This is a genomic window from Microbacterium sp. Cr-K32, from assembly GCF_000708345.1.
GTDB lineage: Bacteria > Actinomycetota > Actinomycetes > Actinomycetales > Microbacteriaceae > Microbacterium > Microbacterium maritypicum_A.
Window position 1 is genome coordinate 19,150 of the sequence record NZ_JARD01000028.1, and the last position, 21,005, is coordinate 40,154.

The window sequence follows — 21,005 nt, forward strand, 5'->3', positions numbered from 1 at the left end:
GTTCACCGGCGGCTGGATGCCGCGCCGGTGTCAGGCCAGCAGGAAGGCGACCTCGACCTCGACCGGGCTGCCGAGCGGAAGCTCGGCGACGCCGACGGCCGCGCGGGCGTGACGCCCGGCATCGCCGAAGATCTCACCGAGTACCTCGCTTGAGCCGTTGATGACGCCGGGCTGACCGGTGAAGCCCTCCGCCGAGGCGACGAAGCCGCCGACGCGGAGCACACCGACGATGCGATCGATCCCGCCGGCCGCATCCGCTGCCGCGGCGAGGGCGTTGAGCGCGCAGGTGCGGGCGTAGGACTTGGCGTCCTCGGCGGAGACCTCGCCGCCGACCTTGCCGACGGCCGGAAGCGCACCGTCGACGAACGGAAGCTGCCCGGAGGTGTAGACGAGACCGCCGTGCACGACCGCCGGGACGTAGGCGGCGACCGGGGCAGCGACGGCCGGGAGCTCGATGCCGAGTTCGGCAAGACGGGCGGAGACGCTCATGCCTGGCCTCCCTCGAACTGACGGGCGGCCTGTTCTGCGGCTGCGAGACCGGCGTTCGTCGACGCGTCCGACGTCACGGGGCGCTTCAAGTAGGCGACGAGCCCGCCCTCGGGGCCCTGCACGACCTGGACGAGCTCCCAGCCCTGCTTGCCCCAGTTGTTGAGGATGGCTGCGGTGTTGTGGATCAGCAGCGGCGTGGTGAGGTACTCCCACGTGGTCATGGCACTCCTGTCGATCGGGGCACGACACCCGAAATCCGGGGCGGGCTCGTCAAAGGCGGTATTCAGGGAACTCCCCTACGATCAAGCGTATGCCCCAAAAGAATCGCACGGTGAGAGGCGTGCTCGGCGGTCTCGTCGGGCTCGTCGGCCTGAGCGCCGTCGCCGGTCTCCTCGTCACGGCCAGCGTCACTCCGGTCCTCGCGATGACCGGTCTCGCAGGCACCCAGGCCCTCACGCTCTTCGATCAGCTCCCCGAGAGCCTCGACCCGAGCACGCCGATGGAGCAGTCGACCATCTACGCGACCGCCCCCGACGGATCCCAGGTCGAACTCGCGTCGTTCTACGAGCAGAACCGCGTCCCTGTGACCTACGAACAGGTCTCCCCGAACCTGTACGACGCGATCCTCTCGAGTGAGGACAAGAACTTCTACAGCCACGGCGGCGTCAACATCGGCGCCACGGTGAAGGCTCTGGTGGACAACGTGCGCGGCACGTCCAGCCGTGGTGCGTCGACCATCAGCCAGCAGTACGTGAAGAACGTCCTCATCCAGAAGTGCGAGCAGGAGGTCGACACCACGTCCGACACCTACTCTGAGGACCTCCAGCAGTGCTGGAAGGATGCGACCAACGCGACCGGGGCCAAGGGCATCGAGCGCAAGCTGCAGGAGATGCGCTACGCGATCCAGATCGAGAAGGACTTCTCGAAGAACGACATCCTGCTCGGCTACCTGAACATCGCCAACTTCGGTGGCACTGTGTACGGCATCGAGGCCGCCGCGAACTACTACTTCTCGACGACCGCGGCGAACCTCACGGTCGCGCAGTCGGCGACTCTCGCGGGCATCGTGCAGAACCCCAACACGTATCGCATCGACAAGGCCGAACAGGGCACGACCACCAACGCCGAGGGCGTCGCCCTGAACACTGCGGCGGACGGATACTCGCTCACGAAGGACCGCCGACACTACGTGCTCGGGCGCATGCTCACGGACGGCAAGATCACGCAGGCGCAGTACGACGAAGCCGATGCCTCGGAGATCGCCCCCGCGCTGAACCCACCGACGCAGGGATGCGCCTCCGCAGGCACGAGCGCCTACTTCTGCCAGTACGTGAAGTCGATCGTGCTGAACGACGAGGCCTTCGGCAAGACCCAGCAGGAGCGGACGGATCTGCTCCGCCGCGGTGGCCTCAAGATCTACACGACGCTGGACTACCGCATCCAGAACCCCGCCGCCGAGAAGATGGCCGAGGTTGTTCCCGCCAACGCCGACAACCAGTACTTCGGGGCGGCCGGCGTCTCGGTCGAGGTCGGCACCGGCCGAATCCTCTCCATGACGCAGAACACGACCTTCACCGAGACTCCCACCGATGATCAGGCCTACTCCTCCCTGGTGTTCGCGGGCGATAAGAACCACGGGAACTCGGGTGGCTTCCAGGTCGGCTCGACCTACAAGCTCTTCACGCTGATCGACTGGCTCGAGAAGGGCCACTCCGTCAACGAGGTTCTCAACGGAAGCGTGCAGACGAACCTGAAGATCCCCGTCTGCGGAGCCAAGCAGAACGCCAACACCAAGGAGATCGGCAACTTCGGTGGCGGTGGCGGTGGAACCGGATCCGTGCTGAGCTTCACGAAGAACTCGCTCAACAGTGGTTACTTCGCGATGGCGTCGAAGCTCGATATCTGCGACATCAACAAGGTCGCCGACCGTATGGGTGTCACGCTGGCGAACGGCGACAAGGTCACCGACGAGAACGTGCCCTTCGACGTGCTCGGCCCGAAGAACATCTCCCCCCTCGCGATGGCGAACGCCTACGCGACCGTCGCGAGCGGTGGGAAGTACTGCACACCGCGCGCGATCGATCGCGTCGTCGGCCCCGACGGTCAGGACCGCGAACTGCCGGCATCGTCGTGCACCGACGGAGTGATCTCTCCCGAGGTCGCCGCGACGGCCGCCTTCGCGTTGCAGAGCGTCATGGGTGGCGGGGGCACCGGTTCCCGGGCGAACCCCAACGACGGCACGCCGCTGATCGGCAAGACCGGAACGCACGACACCTGGTCGACGATGATGATCGAGTCCAGCACCAAGGTCGCCACGGCGGTCTGGGCCGGCCGCTGGCAGGGCCAGGAGAACATCTACCGCAAGAGGGCCAACGGCTGGAACCTCAACGACATGCGTTACCCGGTGGCGCAGGCCGCGCAGGCCGCAGCGAACGCTGCGTACGGTGGAGACGCCTTCCCGAAGCCCGATGGCAAGCTCACCCGACAGCAGCTGACGACGGTTCCGAGTGTCGTGGGCAAGTCCGTCGAGGAAGCGACCGCGATCCTGACGGACGCCGGCTTCCAGGTCTCTGTCGGAGGAGCAGTGGACAGCGACCTCGCCGTCGGCCTGGTCGCCGGCCAGGATCCGACCGGGGAGGCGGCCACTGGCGCGACGGTGACCCTCACGACCAGCAACGGACAGGGCACGACCGTCCCGGCGAATCTCGTCGGGATGTCGAGAGCCCAAGCCTCTGCCGCGCTCGGTGCCGCAGGATTCACGAATATCGAATTCGACAACTCCTGCAATCCACCGACCTCCGTCGTCGGCGGATCCGACCCTGCGCCCGGCACCGCGGCCAGCAAGTCCACCGCCGTGCGTGTGACGTGCCAGTAGCGGCCCGTCGCGGCGCGCACCCGGCCCTCATCGCGCTCGGCGCGGTGGGGGCCGTGGGTGCCGGCGCCGCCATCTGGGGGATCGGGATCGAGCGGTACCTGTTCACCGTGCGCGAGGCCTCAACAGTGGCTCTCCCGCCCGGTGCCGCACCGCTGCGCATCCTGCACATCTCCGATGCGCACATGGCGCCGTGGCAGCATCGCAAGCAGGACTGGCTCGCCTCCCTCGCCGAGCTGAAGCCCGACCTCATCGTGAACACCGGGGACAATCTCGGCCACGAGAACGGACTCGACGGCATCCGGCGCGCTTTCGCTCCGTTCGCCGGCATCCCCGGCGTGTTCGTGCACGGCTCGAACGACGTCGCCGCGCCGTCTCCGCGGAACCCTTTCCGCTACTTCCTCGGACCGTCCAAGAAGCACCACAAGCCGGAGCTTCTCGACACGGACGCGATGGATCGGTACTTCGCGGACGAGCTGGGCTGGACCGAGCTCAACAACTCTGCGGCGCGGCTGAACATCGCGGGCAGCGACGTCGATCTCTTCGGTGTCGACGACGCTCACCGCGATTGGGACCGTCTGGATGAGCTTCCCGATGCCATCGCGGCTCTCGGTGCCCGCGACGCAGCGACGCCCGTCCTCGGCGTCTCGCACGCGCCGTATCAGCGGGTGCTCAACGGCTTCATCGATCTCGGTGCCGATGCGATCCTCGGTGGCCACACGCACGGCGGTCAGGTGTGCATTCCCGGGTACGGGGCTCTCGTGGCGAACTGCGACATCCCGCTCAAGCAGGCCAAGGGGCTCAGCACCTGGTCGCACGGCGGCCGCACTGTGCCGCTCAACGTCAGCGCGGGGTGTGGACACTCCATCTACGCGCCGGTCCGGTTCGCCTGCCGCCCCGAGGCGACGCTGCTCACTCTGACCGCACAGGTGTGATCCGGCCTCGATTCGGCGCAGGGAACATTTCCCTGTAGACTCGGAGGGTTGCAAACGGGGTGTGGCGCAGCTTGGTAGCGCGCTTCGTTCGGGACGAAGAGGTCGCAGGTTCAAATCCTGTCACCCCGACCAGTAACACCGGAAGGCCGCCCTCAGGGGCGGCCTTCTCTGTACCGGGACCGTGCACGAAAGGGAACGCATGAACTCTCTGCTCCCGCCGCCGCGCCGTTTCACCCGGGCCTGGGCGATCGCCCTCGGTGTCCCCTTCCTGATCGGCCTCGCCGCTCTCACCCTCACGCCGTCGAAGGTCGAGGAGTCGATGCCGAATCTGCTCGACCTCGTGCTCGCCACAGCTCACCGTCTCGGCTGGGAGTGGCTCGACTTCACCCGGCTCGAGATCATCGCGAACGTGCTCGTCTTCGTGCCGGTCGGCATCCTCGCCTTCCTACTCCTCCCCCGTCGTATCTGGTTCCTCGCTGTGCTGGTGGGGCCGCTGCTGTCAGCGATGATCGAGATCGCCCAACGTGTGGCTCTCCCCCACCGCGCGGCCACCGTGAACGATGTCGTCGCCAACTCGACGGGCGCCATCATCGGCGTCGCCGTCGCGGTCGCCTTCACCCTGCTGATCGCCCCGAGATCCTCCCAGCGTCCACCTTCTAGGCTGGAGACATCATGACCGCGCCCACACTCGTCGCCTTCGATCTCGATGACACGCTCGCCCCCTCCAAGGGCCTGATCGACCCGCGGATCGCCGCGCTGCTCCGCACTCTGCTGCGCACCGTCGACGTCGCCATCATCTCCGGAGGGAACGAGGCGCAGTTCCGCTCGCAGGTGATCGCACAGCTCGGAGACGCTGACCCCTCCGATCTCGCCCGCCTGCACCTCCTGCCCACCTGCGGCACCCGCTACCTCCGCCACGACGGCACGGACTTCGCCCCGGTCTACGCCCACGATCTCAGCGAGGCCGACAAGCAGGCGGCCCTCACGGCTCTGCGCGAAGAGGCCGAGCGCCTCGGACTGTGGGAGGCCGAGCCGTGGGGCGACATCCTCGAGGACCGCGGATCGCAGATCACCTTCTCGGCGCTCGGTCAGCGTGCGCCGCGCGAGGCGAAGCACGACTGGGACCCGACGGGCGCCAAGCGGGCTGCGCTGCGGGATGCGGTCGCCGCACGCCTTCCCGGTCTCGAGGTGCGCTCGGGCGGTTCGACCTCGATCGACATCACCCAAGCCGGTATCGACAAGGCCTTCGGAATGCGGCAACTCGCCGCGCACACCGGCATCGCCCTCACCGAGATGCTGTTCTACGGCGACCGGCTCGATGAGGGGGGCAACGACTACCCCGTGCTCGCGATCGGTGTTCCCGCCATCGCCGTCGACGGCTGGGAAGACACCGCAGACAAGCTCGACGCGCTTCTGCTGACGCTCTGACCTTCGCGGTGTCGCGCTGCGCGACCCTACGCGAGAGTCCTAGCATGGCGTCATGGATGCCCTGCTGATCGTCATCGTCGTCGCCGCGGCCACCAGCGCCGTCTGCTGGGTGCTCTCCCTGATCACCCGCGACACCTCCTGGGTCGACCGCGCGTGGTCGATCGTGCCGGTGGCCTACGTCTGGATCTTCGTCGCCGGCGCTTTCGTGAACGGTGACGGGTCGGCGCGTGTGGTCGTGATGGGTGTGCTCGCCACCGCGTGGGGCGCACGCCTGACCTTCAACTTCGCCCGCAAGGGTGGCTACACCGGGATGGAGGACTACCGCTGGGCTATCCTGCGTGGGCGGATGCGGCCCTGGCAGTTCCAGATCTTCAACGCGCTGTTCATCATCTGCTATCAGATGGCACTGCTCGTGCTCATCACGCTGCCGACGCTGGTCGCCGCACAGCACCCTTCGGCCCTCACCGGGTGGGACGCGCTGTTCATCGCCGCATTCGTCGCCTTCCTCGTCGGAGAGACGATCGCCGATCAGCAGCAGTGGGTGTTCCATCAGCGGAAGAAGCAGGCGGGTGGCACGCTCGCACCGGGATTCGCCACGACGGGCCTCTTCCGATACAGCCGGCACCCGAACTTCTTCTTCGAGCAGGCGCAGTGGTGGGCCTTCTACGCGATCGGAGCGACGGCTGCGGTCACCGGCGGAGCCGGCGTCATCGGCGGGGTGCTGAATCCGACGATCGTCGGTCCGGCTCTGCTGACCGTGCTCTTCATCGGCTCGACGATCTTCACCGAGTCGATCACCGCGTCGAAGTATCCGGCGTACGCCCAGTACCGCAAGACCACGTCGATGCTGGTGCCGTGGCCCCCACGCACCAGGGCGGTGGCCACGCAGTCCTGAGACGACGTGGCCACCTCCCGGTCAGATCCGGACGAGCAGGGCTCAGTGCACGCGGGCTTCCGCGGCGGCGCGGGCCACGGGAACCAAGCGGGTCAACTGGGTCACGTGCGCGGGCTCGAGCTCGGCGAGCGAGGCGACACCCAGCAGGCGCATCGTGCGTTCGATCTCGCTGCGCAGGATCGCGATCGTGCGGTCGACACCCTGACGTCCGCCCGCCATCAGACCGTAGAGGTACGCCCGTCCGATCAGCGTGAAGTCCGCTCCGAGCGCCACCGCGGCGACGATGTCCGCACCGTTCATGATGCCGGTGTCGATCATCACCGTGAAGTCGTCGCCCACGGCCTTGCGCACCTCGGGAAGCAGGTGGAACGGGATCGGTGCACGGTCGAGCTGGCGGCCACCGTGGTTCGAGAGGACGATCCCGTCGACTCCGGCATCGCGCAGACGCACCGAGTCCTCGACGTTCTGCACGCCCTTGATCACGATCTTGCCTGGCCAGATATCGCGGATGACGGCGAGATCGTCATAGCTGATCGTGGGGTCCATCGCGGCGTCCAGCAGCTCGCCCACGGTCCCCCCGGTGGTGCTGAGCGAGGCGAACTCGAGCTTCGGGGTGGTGAGGAAGTCATACCACCACCATGGGCGCGGGATCGCGTTGATGATCGTGCCGAGGGTCAGCTGCGGCGGGATGCTGAACCCGTTGCGCTTATCGCGCAGACGCGCTCCCGCGACCGGGGTGTCCACCGTGAACTGCAGGGTGTCGAACCCCGAGGCGGCGGCGCGACGGGTGAGCTCGTAGGAGATCTCACGGTCGCGCATGACGTAGAGCTGGAACCAGTTGCGTCCGTGCGGGTTGGCAGCCTTCACGCCCTCGATCGAAGTGGTGCCGAGGGTCGAGAGCGTGAACGGGATCCCGGCGGCGGCCGCGGCGCCCGCGCCCGCCGTCTCCCCCTCGGTCTGCATCAGACGGGTGAACCCGGTCGGGGCGATTCCGAACGGCAGAGCGGACGGACCGCCGAGGATCTCGACGCTGGTGTCGACGGTCGGCGCCGGTCGCAGGATCCCGGGGTGGAACTCCACGTCCTGGAACGCCTGACGTGCGCGCGTGAGCGACAGCTCGCCCTCGGCGGCGCCGTCGGTGTAGTCGAACGCGGCCTTCGGCGTGCGGCGCTTGGCGATCAGGCGAAGATCATCGATCGTGAGAGCACCCTCCAACCGTCGCTTGCGACCGTCGAGTTCGGGCTTCTTGAACTTCATCAGCTCGAGGAGCTCGACGGGGTTGGGGAATTGGCGCTGCACCATGATGTGCCTCTCAGATCTGGGGGTGGATCTCACGGGTCAGGCCCGCGGACGTGTAGTAGCCGGTGATGTGCGTGTGGACCAGGGAACGCGCTGTCTCGACGTCGGCGGCATCGATCGCCGTGACGAGTGCGTGGTGCTCGGCGCGAAGCCGCGTCGCCATCGCCCCCCAATCGGCGATCGCGGAGACGCCCGCCTGCACGTAGGACTCGATCGAGGAACGAAGACCCGCCATCATCGCGGCGATGACCGTGTTTCCGCTGGCCTCGGCGAGCGAGAGGTGCAGCTGCGCGTCGAGGGCGAGGAACTCCGACGGGGCGAGGCCCGGGGCGTCCATCGCGGCGAGCAGTTCATGGGCGCGGTCCGTGTCGCGCTCGGGGGCGCCTGCCATCGCGGCGACGACCGCGTCTTCGAGCACCAGACGCGTGCGCACGACGTCGTCGAGCGGGAAGCCTTGCGCCGCCACCTGGAGCCGCAGCAGCGCTGACATGCCGCCGGTGGGCGTGGCGATGACGATGGCGCCCGATTGCGGGCCCGAGCCGGTCGCCGTGCGGATGAGCCCCATCACTTCGAGCACCCGGAACGCCTCGCGGACGCTCGAGCGTCCGACGCCGAGCTCGGATGCCAGATCACGCTCGGACGGGAGACGATCACCCGGACCGAGACGTCCGTCGAGGAGGTCGCGTTCGATGTGCTCGAGCACGAGTCGCCATGCGCGCGCCGGCTGGTCGGTCATCGAACCTCCTGTGGTCAGACCACAGAGTATCGCGTGTGGTCAGACCACGCAAACAGGCGCGCTCGGTCGCCGCGCTGCGTGCGCAACCCAGGAAGAAGACGACGACGTGCGTCGCAGACGGCTCACCGCGGCACGGGGCCGACTGTCTTCCTGGATTGTGCACGGCTGCGCGACGGCAGCGGCCGACGGGCGCCTCGACGGATCGGGCCGACCTCAGCCCAGGCGACCACCGGACTCTTCGAGGTAACAGGTACCGCAGAGCGACTCATAGGTGGTCAGCTCCGGCGAGGCCGATCCGGTCGCGCCCTCGTCGATAGCGACCTGGTCGCCGTCGAACACGAACCGTCCACCGACGACGCGACCGTTGAACACGGCCTTCCGCCCACAGCGGCAGATCGTCTTGAGTTCCTCCAGCGAGTGCGCGATCGCGAGCAGTCGCGCGGATCCGGGGAAGGCATGAGTGAGGAAGTCGTTGCGGATGCCGTAGGCGATGACCGGGATTCCGTCGACCACCGCGATGCGGAAGAGATCATCGACCTGGGTCGGCGTGAGGAACTGCGCCTCGTCGATCAGCAGGCAGGCGACGTCGCTCGGCCCTTCCGGCAGCAGCTCGTCGTCCGACGCATGCTGCATGCGCCCGCGATGTGCGGCGAAGATCGCACGCGCGTCGTCATCGGGATCGATCAGGAAGTCGACCCGACGGGTGACGCCGAGTCGACTCTCGATCTCGGATGCCCCCTTGGTGTCGATCGCCGGCTTCGCGAGAAGCACGTGCTGCCCGCGCTCCTCGTAGTTGTAGGCGGCCTGCAGCAGGGCGGTCGATTTTCCGGAGTTCATCGCGCCGTAGCGGAAGTAGAGCTTCGCCACGGTGCGACCTCAGACGTTGATGCCGAGTGCGGCTGCGGTCGCTGCGGTCGACTTCTCGGCGAGCTCCGGATTCTCGTTCAGCTTCTCACCGAACGTGGGGATCAGCGCGCGCAGCTCGGGCTCCCAACCCGGGTACTCCGCGGGGAAGCACTTCTTGAGCAGATCGAGCATGATCGGCACGGCGGTCGAGGCGCCCGGAGAAGCTCCGAGCAGGCCCGCGATCGACCCGTCGGCCGCCGCGACGACCTCGGTACCGAACTGCAGGATGCCACCCTTCTTCGGGTCCTTCTTCATGACCTGGGCGCGCTGGCCGGCGTCGATGAGCGTCCAGTCCTCGTCCTTCGCGGTCGGCATGAACGTACGCAGGCTGTCGACCTTCTTGGCGTGGTTCTTCAGCAGCTCGCTGATGAGATACGTGATGAGATCGGGGTTCTTCACCGCCACCTGCAGCATCGGCAGCAGGTTGTGCGCGCGCACCTGCGAGACGATGTCGAGCATCGACCCGTTCTTCAGGAACTTCGGACTGAAGGTCGCGAACGGCCCGAACATGAGCGAGGCCTCGCCGTCGACGACACGCGTGTCGAGGTGCGGGACCGACATGGGCGGTGCACCCACCGACGCCTGCGAGTACACCTTCGCCTTGTGCTGGGCGACGATCGTCGGGTTGGTGGTCTTGAGGAACTGGCCGCCGATCGGGAAGACGCCGTAGCCCTTGATCTCCGGGATGCCGGAATTCTGCAGCAGCTTGAGAGCCCAGCCGCCGGCCCCGACGAACACGAAGCGCGCCTTGACCTCGCTCGGGGTGTGACCGATGCTGTTGCGGTACTTGACCAGCCAGGTACCGTCCTTCTGCTTCTTCAGACTGCGCACCTCGTGGTTGGTGCGCAGCGTGACGCCGGAGTCGGTCAGGTGGTCGAACAGCTGGTGCGTGAGGGCGCCGAAATCGACGTCGGTGCCCGCGGGAACGCGGGTCGCGGCGAACGGCTCGCCCTTCACCCGCTGCTGCATGAGGAGCGGCGCCCACTTGTTGATGACGCGGGAATCCTCGCTGTACTCGATGCCCGCGAACAGCGGTTGCTTCTTGAGTACCTCGTACCGGTTCTTGAGGTACGCGACATCCTTCTCACCGCGCACGAACGTCATGTGAGGCGTCGCGTTGATGAAGGTCGACGGCGCATCGAGCACGCCCTTCTCCACCAGCGACGACCAGAACTGCCGGCTCTGCTGGAACTGCTCGTTGATCGAGACCGCCTTGGCGGGGTCGAGCGGGGCATCACCCTGCTGCGGCATGTAGTTCAGCTCGCACAGTGCGGCGTGCCCCGTGCCGGCGTTGTTCCACGGGTTCGAGCTCTCCTGAGCCACCTCGGAGAGTCGCTCGAAGGCGACGATCTTCCACTCCGGCTGCAGCTCGTGCAGGAGAGTACCCAGGGTGGCGCTCATGATGCCACCGCCGATCAGGACGACATCGACGTTTTCAGTCACCGAACCAGTCTAGTTCGCGGGCACGCCACCGCCGACCATGCGGCACGGCCCGGTCAGACCGCTTCCACATCGCGGGGATACCGTCAGGCTATGACCGCCAGGCGCTCTGCCAGGATCTCGGCGATCTGCACGGCGTTCAGCGCCGCCCCCTTGCGCAGGTTGTCGTTGCTGAGGAACAGCACGAGCCCCTTGCCCTCGGGGGCGGACTGGTCGGCGCGGATGCGACCGACGAAGCTCGGGTCCTTCCCCGCGGCCTGCAACGGGGTGGGAACCTCGTCGAGCACGACACCCGGAGCGACGCTCAGCACCTCGCGCGCACGCTCGGGCGTGATGTCGCCGGCGAACTCGACGTTGATCGACAGCGAGTGCCCGGTGAAGACCGGCACCCGCACGCATGTGCCCGCGACACGGAGGTCCGGGAGTTCGAGGATCTTGCGGCTCTCGTTGCGGAGCTTCTTCTCCTCGTCGGTCTCGTTGTCGCCGTCGTCGACGAGGTTGCCGGCGAACGGGATCACGTCGAACGCGATCGGCGCGATGTACTTCTCGGGCTCGGGGAAGTCGACCGCCGACCCGTCGTGCACGAGGCGGAGGGTGTCGCCCTGTGCGAGCACGCCCTCGACCTGGCCGAGGAGCTCCTGGGCACCGGCGAGGCCGGAGCCGGAGACAGCCTGGTAGGTCGACACGATCAGACGCTCGAGACCGGCCTCGGCGTGCAGGGCCTTCAGCACCGGCATCGCGGCCATCGTGGTGCAGTTCGGGTTCGCGATGATGCCCTTGGGGCGCTCGTCGATCGCGTGCGGGTTGACCTCGCTGACCACGAGCGGGACCTCAGGGTCCATGCGCCAGGCGCTGGAGTTGTCGACGACCACGGCGCCGGCGGCGGCGAAGCGCGGCGCATAAGCGCGGCTCGCGGTGGCTCCGGCCGAGAACAGGGCGATGTCGATGCCCGCGACATCCGCCGTCTCGACGTCTTCGACGATGACCGTCACGCCACCGAACTCGATGGCCGTGCCGGCGGAGCGCGCGGAGGAGAACAGGCGCAGGTCGCGGATCGGGAACGACCGCTCGGCGAGAATCTCGCGCATCACGGTGCCCACCTGGCCGGTGGCGCCGACGATGGCGACGGAGAGTCCTGAATCGGAGATGCGGGTCATGATGTTCCTTGGCGTCGTGCGGTACTGCGTACGAGGCTTCGGGCGCGGCGTCGGGGTGATGAAGCTGCGCCTGGCGCCGGTGTCAGGGTTTCGGCGAGTCTACCGTGGTCTCACGAACTGCCGGCGCTGCGTCCCGATGGGGCACGGAGTCGGCAGGAAAACGGCGATGAACGGCGGAGATCAGCGGCCGGTGCCGGCGTGGACCGTGGCTTCGGCGTCGCCGTCGAGTCCGTAGGCGGTGTGCACGGTGCGCGCGGCCTCGGTGAGGTCGGTGTCGCGCAGCACGACCGAGATGCGGATCTCCGAGGTCGAGATCATCTCGATGTTGATCCCCCCGGCCGACAGCGCCTCGAAGAGGGTCGCGGAGACACCCGAGTGCGTGCGCATGCCCGCGCCGACGACAGACAGCTTGCCGATCTGGTCGTCGTGGATCAGGTTCTGGAACCCGACCTCGGTCTGCTCTCCGGCGAGGGCCTTGAGGGCGGCCGCCGCATCCGCCTTGGGAACGGTGAAGGAGATATCGGTGCGTCCGGTGGCCGAGACGTTCTGCACGATCATGTCGACGTTCGCACCCGACTTCGCGACGATCTTGAAGATCTCGGCGGCCTTGCCCGGCACATCGGGCACGCCCGCGACCGTGATCTTGGCCTGGCTGAAGTCGGTGGCGACGCCGGCGACGATCGGTTCTTCCATGACTGCTCCCTCGGCTTCGCGGGGGTTCTTCATACCCTCGCCCAGAACGTATGTGCCCTCGGCCGACGAGAACGTCGACCGGGCGTGAATCAGGACGCCGTGACGGCGTGCGTACTCGACGGCGCGGATGTACAGCACCTTGGCCCCGTTGGCGGCGAGCTCCAGCATCTCCTCGCTCGAGACGTGGTCGAGCTTCTGTGCCTTCGGGATCACGCGCGGATCGGCGGTGAAGATGCCGTCGACGTCGCTGTAGATCTCGCAGACATCGGCGTCGAGCGCGGCGGCGAGGGCGACGGCGGTCGTATCGGACCCGCCGCGACCGAGCGTGGTGATGTCACGGGTGTCGCGGTTGAAGCCCTGGAACCCGGCGACGATCACGATCGCGCCTTCGTCCAGAGCTTCGCGCAGACGCACGGGCGTGACATCGACGATGCGGGCGGCACCGTGCTGCGAGTCGGTGATCATGCCCGCCTGGCTGCCCGTGAACGACCGCGCCTCGAAGCCCATGGAGTGGATCGCCATGGCCAGCAGCGCCATCGAGATGCGCTCTCCGCTGGAGAGGAGCATGTCGAGTTCACGGGGCGCGGGAATCGGTGCGACCTCGTTGGCGAGATCGAGCAGCTCGTCGGTGGTGTCGCCCATGGCGCTCACGGCGACGACCACGTCGTGCCCGGCACGACGCGTATCGACGATGCGCTTGGCGACGCGCTTGATGCTCTCTGCGTCGGCGACGGACGAGCCGCCGTACTTCTGCACGATGAGGGCCACGATCACTCCCTGGGATGACGGGCGGATCCGCCCACGCTCATTCTACGATCGGCGCGTATGCCCCGTTGCGCATGTGTCGCGTCGCGGTGCATCGAGTGCACGGGATGTCGCCGAGTGCACGGGATGTTCGCGTGAGCAAGCCGTGCACTCGGCGGCAAGCCGTGCACTCGACGACTCGGAGTGGGAGGTGCGCGGCAGGAGGTGCGGGGCGCGGCTCAGAGGGAGGGCGGGAGAGCCTGGGGAGAGACCGGCCGCAGCCGACCACCTGTGGCGGCGAACCAGCACCCGACGATGATCAGCGGGAAGCCCAGCAGCAGGCCGGGGGTCAACGGCTCGGCGAGGACGAGGGCTCCGAGGACGATCGCGACCACCGGATTCACATAGGTGAACAGTGGCGCGCGCACCGGACCGACTTCGCGGATGAGCGCGAAGAAGGCCAGGAAGGCCACCGCCGTGCAGATCACGGCGAGCGCGAGCAGCGCGACGATCGACGGCAGAGTGGGCGCCTCGTGCTGAGTGAGCAGCCCGATCGGGAGGTAGAAGATCCCGATCATGAGAAGAGAGAGGGTGATGGTGCCGAGGGACGGCACATCGTTGAGCTTGCGAGCGACGATGAAGGGCGCGGTCGCATACAGCACCGCGACCAGCAGCACCTCGCCGGCCGCGAGAAGACTGACCTCACCACCGAAGAGCCCGGGACCCGCGACCACCACCGCGACACCGACGAACCCGACGAGCAGACCGATCCCGCGGGCCGGCCGCAGCACGCCACGGTCGCCACCGCCGAGGGCGATGAGAGCGGCGAACAGCGGCACGGTCGCCACCAGCAGGCCCGTCATGCCGGAGGGCAGCGTCATCTCGGCGTGCCCGAGCAACAGGAAGGGGCCCGCCATCTCGACGACGCCGAACGCGAGCACCCACGGCCAGTGCTTCAGAGCGGCACGCAGCGCACCGCTGCGGAGGGCGAACGGCAGCAGCAGCAGAGCCGCGATGAGCGTGCGCCCCGCCACGATCGCCGGTGGCGAGAACGACTCGACCGCGACGCTGATGAACAGATACGGAACTCCCCACAGCAGCGCCATGGCACCGAAGAGGAGCCAGCCACGACGTGAGAAGCCCGTGTGGGGGCTCACAGGATGCGCCGGCCTTCGAAGGCGCGGCCGAGGGTGACCTCGTCGGCGTACTCGAGGTCGCCGCCGACGGGCAGGCCCGAAGCGAGACGGGAGACCGTGATCTGCATCGTCGTCAGCAGGCGACTGAGGTAGCTCCCAGTCGCCTCCCCCTCGAGATTGGGGTTGGTGGCGAGGATGACCTCCTGCACGGTGCCGTCGGCGAGGCGGGTCATGAGCTGGGCGATGCGCAGGTCGTCCGGTCCGATACCGGCGATGGGGCTGATCGCTCCGCCGAGGACGTGGTAGAGGCCCCGGAACTCCCTGGTGCGCTCGATGGCGGCGACGTCTTTGGCGTCTTCGACCACACAGATCAGCGCCTGGCTGCGACGCGGGTCGCGGCAGATGGCGCAACGCTCCTGCTCGGCGACGTTGCCGCAGATCTCGCAGAACCGCACGCGGAGACGGATCTCACTGAGCAGCTCAGCGAGACGAGCGACGTCGAACGTCGGCGTCTGCAGGATATGGAACGCGATCCGCTGCGCGGACTTCGGGCCGATGCCGGGGAGCCGACCGAACTCGTCGATCAACTCCTGAACGATGCCGTCGTACATCAGGAGAACCTCGTCGGGGGCTCGTAGGGCTCTTCGCGCAGGAATGTCGCGCCGAGCACCTGGCGGATCACGGCCTCACCGTAGCGCTGCACTCCTCCGACGGAGGGCGAACGCTCGATGACGACCGGCGGAGTGGCGACGGCCGTGCGCTGCGTCTGCGGCGCCGACCGGTCAGGAGCAGCCCCGCGCGACACGGACGGGTCGGCCGGCGGCTCGTACGAGGGGTCGTACGGAGGCTCATCGTCGTAGGCCGGAGCCTCGTCGTCGCCGGGCAGCGGCGGTTCGTCGCGATCGATGACACCGTCGGACGGGGGAACCGGTGCCGAGGCCGCTGCCTCGACCTCTTCGGGCTCATCGTCGACGGGGAGCGGCGCGGACGGTATCGGAGCGTCGCGCACCGACTCCTCGTTCGCGGTCGGAATCGACGCGACGGCCCACTCCGTCACCGACGATGCGGACGCGCCACGGACCTGCGAACGAGGGGAACGCGCTGACGCAGGCTCCGATGCGGGAGCGGAATCAGTCGGTGCCGAGGATCCGGACGACGCCGGCTGGCGCGGGGCACCCCCGGTCGGCATCGGGGCGGGGAGGTACTTCACGCGGACGCCGAGCTCGTTCTCGATCGCGGAACGCAGGTGGTCGGAAGGCCCTGAGCCCGGGGTCGTGCCCTTGAACTTGGCGACATCGTGCTGGCTGGTGAATCCGAGCGTGAGCACCTCGGTCTCGGTGACGTACGCCAGGGGCTGCACGGCCGTGGCCAGCAGCCAGGACGTGCGGCTGATGCTCTCGAGCCGCGTCAGCACGGCGGGCCACGCGGCGCGGATGCGCTCGAACGTGACCGGTCCCTGCGATGCCGCAGGAGCCGCGGGTTCTGCAGGAGCCGCGGGTTCCGGTGCGGCACCGTCGGATACCGCACCGACGCTCTCGCTCGCCGCCTGCTCGACGACCCGAGTCTGAGCAGCGGAAGCAGGAGCGGATTCGACGACGACCGGCTCCGGCGTGTGCGTGGAGGCGGCCGGGCTGACGGGAGCCGATGAACCTGCCGAAGCCGCGATCGTGGATGACGCGGAAGGCGCCGGCGCTGCCGGGGTCGCGACCTGTCGGGCGGGAGCCGCGGTACGCTCCCCCGCCGGCGCGGGCGCAGCCACGGCGGCATCCGTCGCTCCCGCGAGCACCCGTGCGACCATGAGCTCGAGATGCAGGCGCGGAGATGTGGCTCCCGACATGTCGTCGAGTGCCGCACTCACCACGTCGGCCGTGCGCGAGAGGCGTGCGGAGCCGAATTCTGCGGCCTGGGCGCGCATGCGCTCCAGGTCGTCTTCGGCGATACCGCGCAGGACGGCGGATGCGCCGGCGCCGACCGCCGCGATCACGATGAGATCGCGCAGACGCTCGAGCAGATCGTCGACGAAGCGACGGGGGTCCTGCCCGGTCTGCACGACCCGGTCGATCGCGGGGAACGCGGTCGCCGCGTCGCCCGCGGCGAGCGCGTCGACGATCTCGTCGAGGAGGGCGGCATGCGTGTACCCGAGCAGGGAGACGGCGCGCGCATAGCCGACGGTGACCGTCTCCGAACCTGCGGGGGCGTCGGAGCCGGCGATCAGCTGGTCGAGCAGCGAGAGCGTGTCACGGGGCGAGCCGCCGCCGGCGCGGACCACGAGCGGGAGGACGCCCTGTTCGACGATCACGCCCTCTTCGACGCACAGCTTGGCGACGTACTCGAGCATCGCGGCCGGCGGGACGAGCCGGAACGGGTAGTGGTGGGTGCGCGAGCGGATCGTGCCCAGCACCTTCTCGGGCTCGGTGGTCGCGAAGATGAACTTCACGTGCTCCGGCGGCTCTTCGACGAGCTTGAGCAGCGCGTTGAAGCCCTGGGGCGTCACCATGTGCGCCTCGTCGAGGATGAAGATCTTGTACCGGTCGCGGCTGGGGGCGAATGTCGCCCGCTCGCGCAGGTCGCGCGCGTCGTCGACGCCGTTGTGGCTCGCCGCGTCGATCTCGACGACATCGAGTGATCCGCCGCCGGCCCGCGACAGCTCCACACAGCTCGGGCAGACGCCGCAGGGCACGTCGGTCGGCCCCTCGGCGCAGTTCAGGCACCGCGCCAGGATGCGCGCGGACGTGGTCTTGCCGCACCCGCGGGGGCCGGAGAACAGATAGGCATGGCCGACCCGGTCACCGCGCAACGCCGTCATGAGCGGATCGGTCACCTGGGACTGCCCGATCATCTCGCCGAACGTCTCGGGTCGGTAGCGGCGGTAGAGGGCTGTGGTCACCTCAACAGCCTACGGCGTGCCACCGACCTTCGGCGGGCCCGAGCATCAGTCGATCGTCTCGATCACCGGGATCGTCGTCGTGATCACGGGAACGGATGCCGACATGCGCGTGCCGTCCTCGCGTCGAGCGTCGGCGAACTGTCGGAGCGTCGGACGACCGGGGAGCAGGGGACCCTGATCCGCGAGCGGCACGACGACCTCGTCGTCGACGGTCGCGATGTACGCGGTCTCTCGCACGCTGAAGGGAACGGGGGGTCCGTTCCTCACCTGCACGCGCAGCTCGGCCGCAGTCACCGTCACGTGCAGCGTCGATCCCTGCCACTGCAGCGGGAACGACAGCGACGGCCAGCTCGCCGGAAGCCGCGGGTCGAAGCTCAGTTCGCCGGCATAGTCGCGCATCCCGCCGAAACCGCACACCAGAGCCGTCCACACCCCGCCGGCGGAAGCGACGTGCACGCCGTCCGCCGCGTTGTGGTGCAGGTCGTGCAGGTCGACGAACAGCGACTGCTCGAAGTACTTCTGCGCGAGGTCCTGATACCCCACCTCGGCGGCGAGGATCGACTGCACGACGGCCGAGAGAGTCGAGTCGCCGGTGGTCAGCGGGTCGTAGTAGTCGAAGTCGGCCTTCTTCTCCTCTGGCGTGAAGTGATTGCCCTGCAGGAACAGCGCCAGCACGACGTCGGCCTGCTTGAGCACCTGGAACCGGTAGATCACGAGGGGGTGGAAGTGCAGCAGGAGCGGACGCTGATCGGCGGGCGTATTGGCGAGGTCCCACACCTCGCGCTCGAGGAACAGGGAGTCCTGCGGGTGGATGCCGAGGCCCTCGCTGTAGGGGATGTACATGGCCTCTGCGGCGCGATCCCAGGCTTCGGCCTCGCCGGGGCCGAGGCCGGTGCGGTCGACCAGCTTCACGTAGTCGTCGGGATAGCTCTCCCTGATCTCGCGCACGATCTTGGCCGCGTAGCGGAGGTTGTAGCGCGCCATGACGTTCGTGTAGAGGTTGTCGTTCACGACCGTCGTGTACTCGTCGGGGCCGGTGACGCCGTGGATGTGGAACGTCTCGGTCCCCTCCCCCGGCATGCCTTCGATCAACCGGGAGGCACGCCAGAAGCCGAGGGTCGCCCACAACCGGGCGGTCTCGATCGCGATGTCGGCGCCTTCCCGACGCAGGAACTCCTCGTCCGCCGTCGCACGCACGTACTTGCCCAGGGCGAAGCTGATGTCGGCGTTGATGTGGTACTGCGCCGTGCCGGCCGCGTAGTAGGCCGAGGCCTCCTCGCCGTTGATCGTGCGCCAGGGGAAGAGCGCCCCCGCCTCGTTGAGCTGCGCGGCCCGACGACGTGCGGCCGGGAGCATGCGCACGCGGGCGCGCAGCGCGTTGTATGCCCAGCGTGGCGAGGTGTATGTGAGGAACGGGAGCACGTAGATCTCGGTGTCCCAGAAGTAGTGCCCGCTGTATCCCGAGCCGGAGACGCCCTTGGCGGGGACTCCGGCGCCGTCGGCACGCGCCGAGGCCTGGGCGAGCTGGAACAGGCACCAGCGGGTGGCCTGCTGCAGGTCGTCGCGCCCGCCGATCTGCACGTCGCTGCGCTCCCAGAACGCGTCGAGCCATTCCCGCTGCCGACGGAACACGGTCTCGACGCCCTCGTCCGCCGCCCGGTCGAGCGAGCGACGGCAGCGGTCGACGAGCTCGCGCGGGGGCACGCCTCGCGACGTGTGGTAGCTGACGAGCTTGGTCACGGTGATCGGCACGCCGGCCTTCGCCTGCACACGGAACACGTTCTTGGCGATGTCCGGTTCCACCAGCGTGCGGGCGTTGTACTCGTTCTCGGTCTCGACGACGTGATCGGCGACCACGGCGACGGTCATGCCCGAATCGGCGACACGATAGGAGAGCGCGGATCGCAGCCCGTCCTGCCAGTGCTCGGCCGGCTCCAGCACGCGGTCGGCGATCTTCTCGGCCTTGCGGGGGTCGAACGCCGCGGCCTTCGTGCCGATCGGCGTACCCGCGTAGACGCCCGCACCGTCCTGCCTGTTGAGCAGCTGGCAGCTGATGGTGACGGGCGCGTCGGCGTTCTCGACCACGACCTCGAGGCGCAGCACGGCGAGATGACGCTCCTCGAAGCTGACGATGCGCTCGTCCCGCATGCGCACGCGCTTGCCCGAGGGCGTCTCCCAGACCACGTGGCGCTCCAGCACGCCGGTGCGCAGGTCGAGTGTGCGCCGGTACTCGCGCACATCGGCGTCGTCCAGCGAGACCGGCTCATCGTCGACGTACACGCGCATGACCTTGGCATCCGGCGCGTTGACGATCGTCTGCCCGACCTCTGCGAAGCCGTAGGCCTGCTCGGCGTGACGGATCGGCCAGGTCTCGTGCAGGCCGTTGATGAACGTGCCGTGCTCCTGCGCGCCGCGACCCTCGATGTGGTTGCCGCGCAGGCCGAGATAGCCGTTGCCGACGGAGAACAGCGTCTCTCCGACGCCCTCCTCCGAGTAGTGAGTGTCGATCAGACGCCACGGGTCGACGGGGAAGCGGTCGCGGTCGATCATGCGGTCTCCGGGATGTCGGTGCGGGAAGAGGGAAGGAGGACGGCGAGGTCGTCGACCACGACGGTGGCGCCGGCCGCGCGCAAGGCGTCGGCACCCGTGCCACGGTCGACGCCGACCACGGTTGCGAAGCCGGCCGCGGCAGCGGAGGCGGCGCCGGACGTGGCGTCCTCCACGGCGACCGCACGGGCGGGGTCGATCCCGAGGGCGACGGCACCGGCGGCGAACATGTCGGCGGCGGGTTTGGAGGCGAGTCCGTCGCGTTCGGCCACGACGCCGTCGACGACGATCCGGAAGAAGGAGCGCAGGCCCGCGGCCCCCAGGACCTCTTCGGCGTTCTTGGAGCTCGACACCACGCCGAGCGGGACTCCGGCGGAATGCAGGCTCTCGACGAGTGCGAGCGAGCCGGGATACGGCGCGATCCCCTGGCCGCGCAGCGATGCGGCGAACGCGGCGTTCTTGCGGTTGCCGATACCGCACACGGTCTCGGCCGAGGGGTCGTCGTCGACGTCGCCCCACGGCAGCTCGACGTTGCGACTGTGCATCAGGCTCGCGACGCCGTCGTAGCGCTTCTTGCCGTCGACGTAGTCGTAGTAGTCGGCATCGGTGTACGGCGGAGTGATCCCCCATCGCGCGAACACATCGTCGAACACGGCCTTCCAGGCGCGCATGTGCACCTCGGCCGTCGGGGTGAGCACGCCGTCGAGGTCGAAGAGCACGCCGTCGGCGTGGAACAGGTCGGGCAGTGCTTCAGGCACAGAGCCTCCAGGAGAAGGGCGATCGTCGGGCCGGCACCTCTCCGTGCCACTGTGCAAGCGTAATGCGGTCGCGCGCCGCGGGG

18 protein-coding genes and 1 tRNA gene are annotated in these 21,005 nt (G+C 68.3%); 6 read left to right on the forward strand and 13 right to left on the reverse strand.

Translation table 11 applies throughout. The features are described from left to right. Positions 1 to 30: 30 nt before the first annotated feature. The gene (locus GZ64_RS0114440; RefSeq protein ID WP_021199126.1) at positions 31 to 489 is read right to left on the reverse strand and encodes a RidA family protein; all 459 of its coding nucleotides are present in this window, start codon (positions 487 to 489) and stop codon (positions 31 to 33) included. Beyond that, entirely contained in the window at positions 486 to 710 is a 225-nt protein-coding gene (locus GZ64_RS0114445; RefSeq protein WP_021199127.1) for a hypothetical protein, read from the reverse strand. Before GZ64_RS0114445 ends, GZ64_RS0114440 begins: the two co-directional genes overlap by 4 nt. A gap of 89 nt (positions 711 to 799) precedes the next feature. Here GZ64_RS0114445 and GZ64_RS0114450 point away from each other — a divergent pair, with 89 nt between their 5' ends. The 6 genes from GZ64_RS0114450 to GZ64_RS0114475 all read left to right on the forward strand — a co-directional run bounded on the left by GZ64_RS0114450 (position 800) and on the right by GZ64_RS0114475 (position 6,619). Beyond that, positions 800 to 3,364, forward strand: a complete 2,565-nt coding sequence (locus GZ64_RS0114450) for a transglycosylase domain-containing protein (protein ID WP_029258710.1) — start codon at positions 800 to 802, stop codon at positions 3,362 to 3,364. Next, on the forward strand, positions 3,355 to 4,296 hold the full coding sequence (locus GZ64_RS0114455; RefSeq protein ID WP_029267271.1) for a metallophosphoesterase: 942 nt from the start codon (positions 3,355 to 3,357) through the stop codon (positions 4,294 to 4,296). Before GZ64_RS0114450 ends, GZ64_RS0114455 begins: the two co-directional genes overlap by 10 nt. A 55-nt stretch (positions 4,297 to 4,351) precedes the next feature. After that, a tRNA-Pro gene (locus tag GZ64_RS0114460) sits at positions 4,352 to 4,428 on the forward strand. Positions 4,429 to 4,495: 67 nt separating this feature from the next. Continuing rightward, positions 4,496 to 4,972: a VanZ family protein gene (locus tag GZ64_RS0114465; RefSeq protein ID WP_021199130.1), complete on the forward strand. Its 477-nt coding sequence runs from the start codon at positions 4,496 to 4,498 to the stop codon at positions 4,970 to 4,972. Beyond that, a complete protein-coding gene (locus tag GZ64_RS0114470) occupies positions 4,969 to 5,724 on the forward strand; it encodes an HAD-IIB family hydrolase (RefSeq protein WP_029258713.1) in 756 nt (251 codons plus the stop codon). The genes GZ64_RS0114465 and GZ64_RS0114470 overlap by 4 nt, the downstream gene beginning before the upstream one ends. A 52-nt stretch (positions 5,725 to 5,776) precedes the next feature. Further along, the gene (locus GZ64_RS0114475) at positions 5,777 to 6,619 is read left to right on the forward strand and encodes a DUF1295 domain-containing protein (RefSeq protein WP_029267272.1); all 843 of its coding nucleotides are present in this window, start codon (positions 5,777 to 5,779) and stop codon (positions 6,617 to 6,619) included. A 42-nt stretch (positions 6,620 to 6,661) separates the two neighbouring features. On the opposite strand, the gene GZ64_RS0114480 is transcribed toward GZ64_RS0114475, so the two are convergent. The 11 genes from GZ64_RS0114480 to GZ64_RS0114530 form a co-directional block, all read right to left on the reverse strand. Beyond that, positions 6,662 to 7,921, reverse strand: a complete 1,260-nt coding sequence (locus tag GZ64_RS0114480; protein WP_029258715.1) for an alpha-hydroxy acid oxidase — start codon at positions 7,919 to 7,921, stop codon at positions 6,662 to 6,664. 10 nt (positions 7,922 to 7,931) lie between these two features. Beyond that, entirely contained in the window at positions 7,932 to 8,654 is a 723-nt protein-coding gene (locus GZ64_RS0114485) for a FadR/GntR family transcriptional regulator (RefSeq protein ID WP_029267273.1), read from the reverse strand. A gap of 213 nt (positions 8,655 to 8,867) precedes the next feature. Further along, positions 8,868 to 9,521 (reverse strand): thymidine kinase, encoded by a 654-nt coding sequence (locus GZ64_RS0114490; RefSeq protein ID WP_021199135.1) that lies wholly within the window; start codon positions 9,519 to 9,521, stop codon positions 8,868 to 8,870. Between the two features lie 9 nt (positions 9,522 to 9,530). Then, the gene (locus GZ64_RS0114495; protein ID WP_021199136.1) at positions 9,531 to 11,003 is read right to left on the reverse strand and encodes a malate:quinone oxidoreductase; all 1,473 of its coding nucleotides are present in this window, start codon (positions 11,001 to 11,003) and stop codon (positions 9,531 to 9,533) included. An 83-nt stretch (positions 11,004 to 11,086) separates the two neighbouring features. Further along, on the reverse strand, positions 11,087 to 12,157 hold the full coding sequence (locus tag GZ64_RS0114500; RefSeq protein ID WP_029267275.1) for an aspartate-semialdehyde dehydrogenase: 1,071 nt from the start codon (positions 12,155 to 12,157) through the stop codon (positions 11,087 to 11,089). A gap of 180 nt (positions 12,158 to 12,337) precedes the next feature. Beyond that, the gene (locus tag GZ64_RS0114505) at positions 12,338 to 13,618 is read right to left on the reverse strand and encodes an aspartate kinase (RefSeq protein ID WP_029258718.1); all 1,281 of its coding nucleotides are present in this window, start codon (positions 13,616 to 13,618) and stop codon (positions 12,338 to 12,340) included. 215 nt (positions 13,619 to 13,833) lie between these two features. Next, positions 13,834 to 14,751: a DMT family transporter gene (locus GZ64_RS0114510; protein ID WP_029267277.1), complete on the reverse strand. Its 918-nt coding sequence runs from the start codon at positions 14,749 to 14,751 to the stop codon at positions 13,834 to 13,836. Beyond that, positions 14,748 to 15,341, reverse strand: coding sequence for a recombination mediator RecR (gene recR, locus GZ64_RS0114515; protein ID WP_029267279.1), 594 nt, complete (start codon positions 15,339 to 15,341; stop codon positions 14,748 to 14,750). Before recR ends, GZ64_RS0114510 begins: the two co-directional genes overlap by 4 nt. After that, positions 15,341 to 17,617 (reverse strand): DNA polymerase III subunit gamma and tau, encoded by a 2,277-nt coding sequence (locus GZ64_RS0114520; protein ID WP_029267281.1) that lies wholly within the window; start codon positions 17,615 to 17,617, stop codon positions 15,341 to 15,343. Before GZ64_RS0114520 ends, recR begins: the two co-directional genes overlap by 1 nt. A gap of 45 nt (positions 17,618 to 17,662) precedes the next feature. Then, entirely contained in the window at positions 17,663 to 20,167 is a 2,505-nt protein-coding gene (locus tag GZ64_RS0114525) for a glycoside hydrolase family 65 protein (RefSeq protein ID WP_029267282.1), read from the reverse strand. After that, a complete protein-coding gene (locus GZ64_RS0114530; RefSeq protein ID WP_021199143.1) occupies positions 20,164 to 20,922 on the reverse strand; it encodes an HAD family hydrolase in 759 nt (252 codons plus the stop codon). The genes GZ64_RS0114525 and GZ64_RS0114530 overlap by 4 nt, the downstream gene beginning before the upstream one ends. Positions 20,923 to 21,005: the final 83 nt, after the last annotated feature.

Excerpts from the sequence above, each read along its gene's own strand:
- GZ64_RS0114440 (WP_021199126.1), bottom strand. The coding sequence starts at position 489 with ATGAGCGTCTCCGCCCGTCTTGCCGAACTCGGCATCGAGCTCCCGGCC.
- GZ64_RS0114445 (WP_021199127.1), bottom strand. The coding sequence starts at position 710 with ATGACCACGTGGGAGTACCTCACCACGCCGCTGCTGATCCACAACACC.
- GZ64_RS0114450 (WP_029258710.1), top strand. The coding sequence starts at position 800 with ATGCCCCAAAAGAATCGCACGGTGAGAGGCGTGCTCGGCGGTCTCGTC.
- GZ64_RS0114465 (WP_021199130.1), top strand. The coding sequence starts at position 4,496 with ATGAACTCTCTGCTCCCGCCGCCGCGCCGTTTCACCCGGGCCTGGGCG.
- GZ64_RS0114470 (WP_029258713.1), top strand. The coding sequence starts at position 4,969 with ATGACCGCGCCCACACTCGTCGCCTTCGATCTCGATGACACGCTCGCC.
- GZ64_RS0114475 (WP_029267272.1), top strand. The coding sequence starts at position 5,777 with ATGGATGCCCTGCTGATCGTCATCGTCGTCGCCGCGGCCACCAGCGCC.
- GZ64_RS0114480 (WP_029258715.1), bottom strand. The coding sequence starts at position 7,921 with ATGGTGCAGCGCCAATTCCCCAACCCCGTCGAGCTCCTCGAGCTGATG.
- GZ64_RS0114485 (WP_029267273.1), bottom strand. The coding sequence starts at position 8,654 with ATGACCGACCAGCCGGCGCGCGCATGGCGACTCGTGCTCGAGCACATC.
- GZ64_RS0114500 (WP_029267275.1), bottom strand. The coding sequence starts at position 12,157 with ATGACCCGCATCTCCGATTCAGGACTCTCCGTCGCCATCGTCGGCGCC.
- recR (WP_029267279.1), bottom strand. The coding sequence starts at position 15,341 with ATGTACGACGGCATCGTTCAGGAGTTGATCGACGAGTTCGGTCGGCTC.
- GZ64_RS0114525 (WP_029267282.1), bottom strand. The coding sequence starts at position 20,167 with ATGATCGACCGCGACCGCTTCCCCGTCGACCCGTGGCGTCTGATCGAC.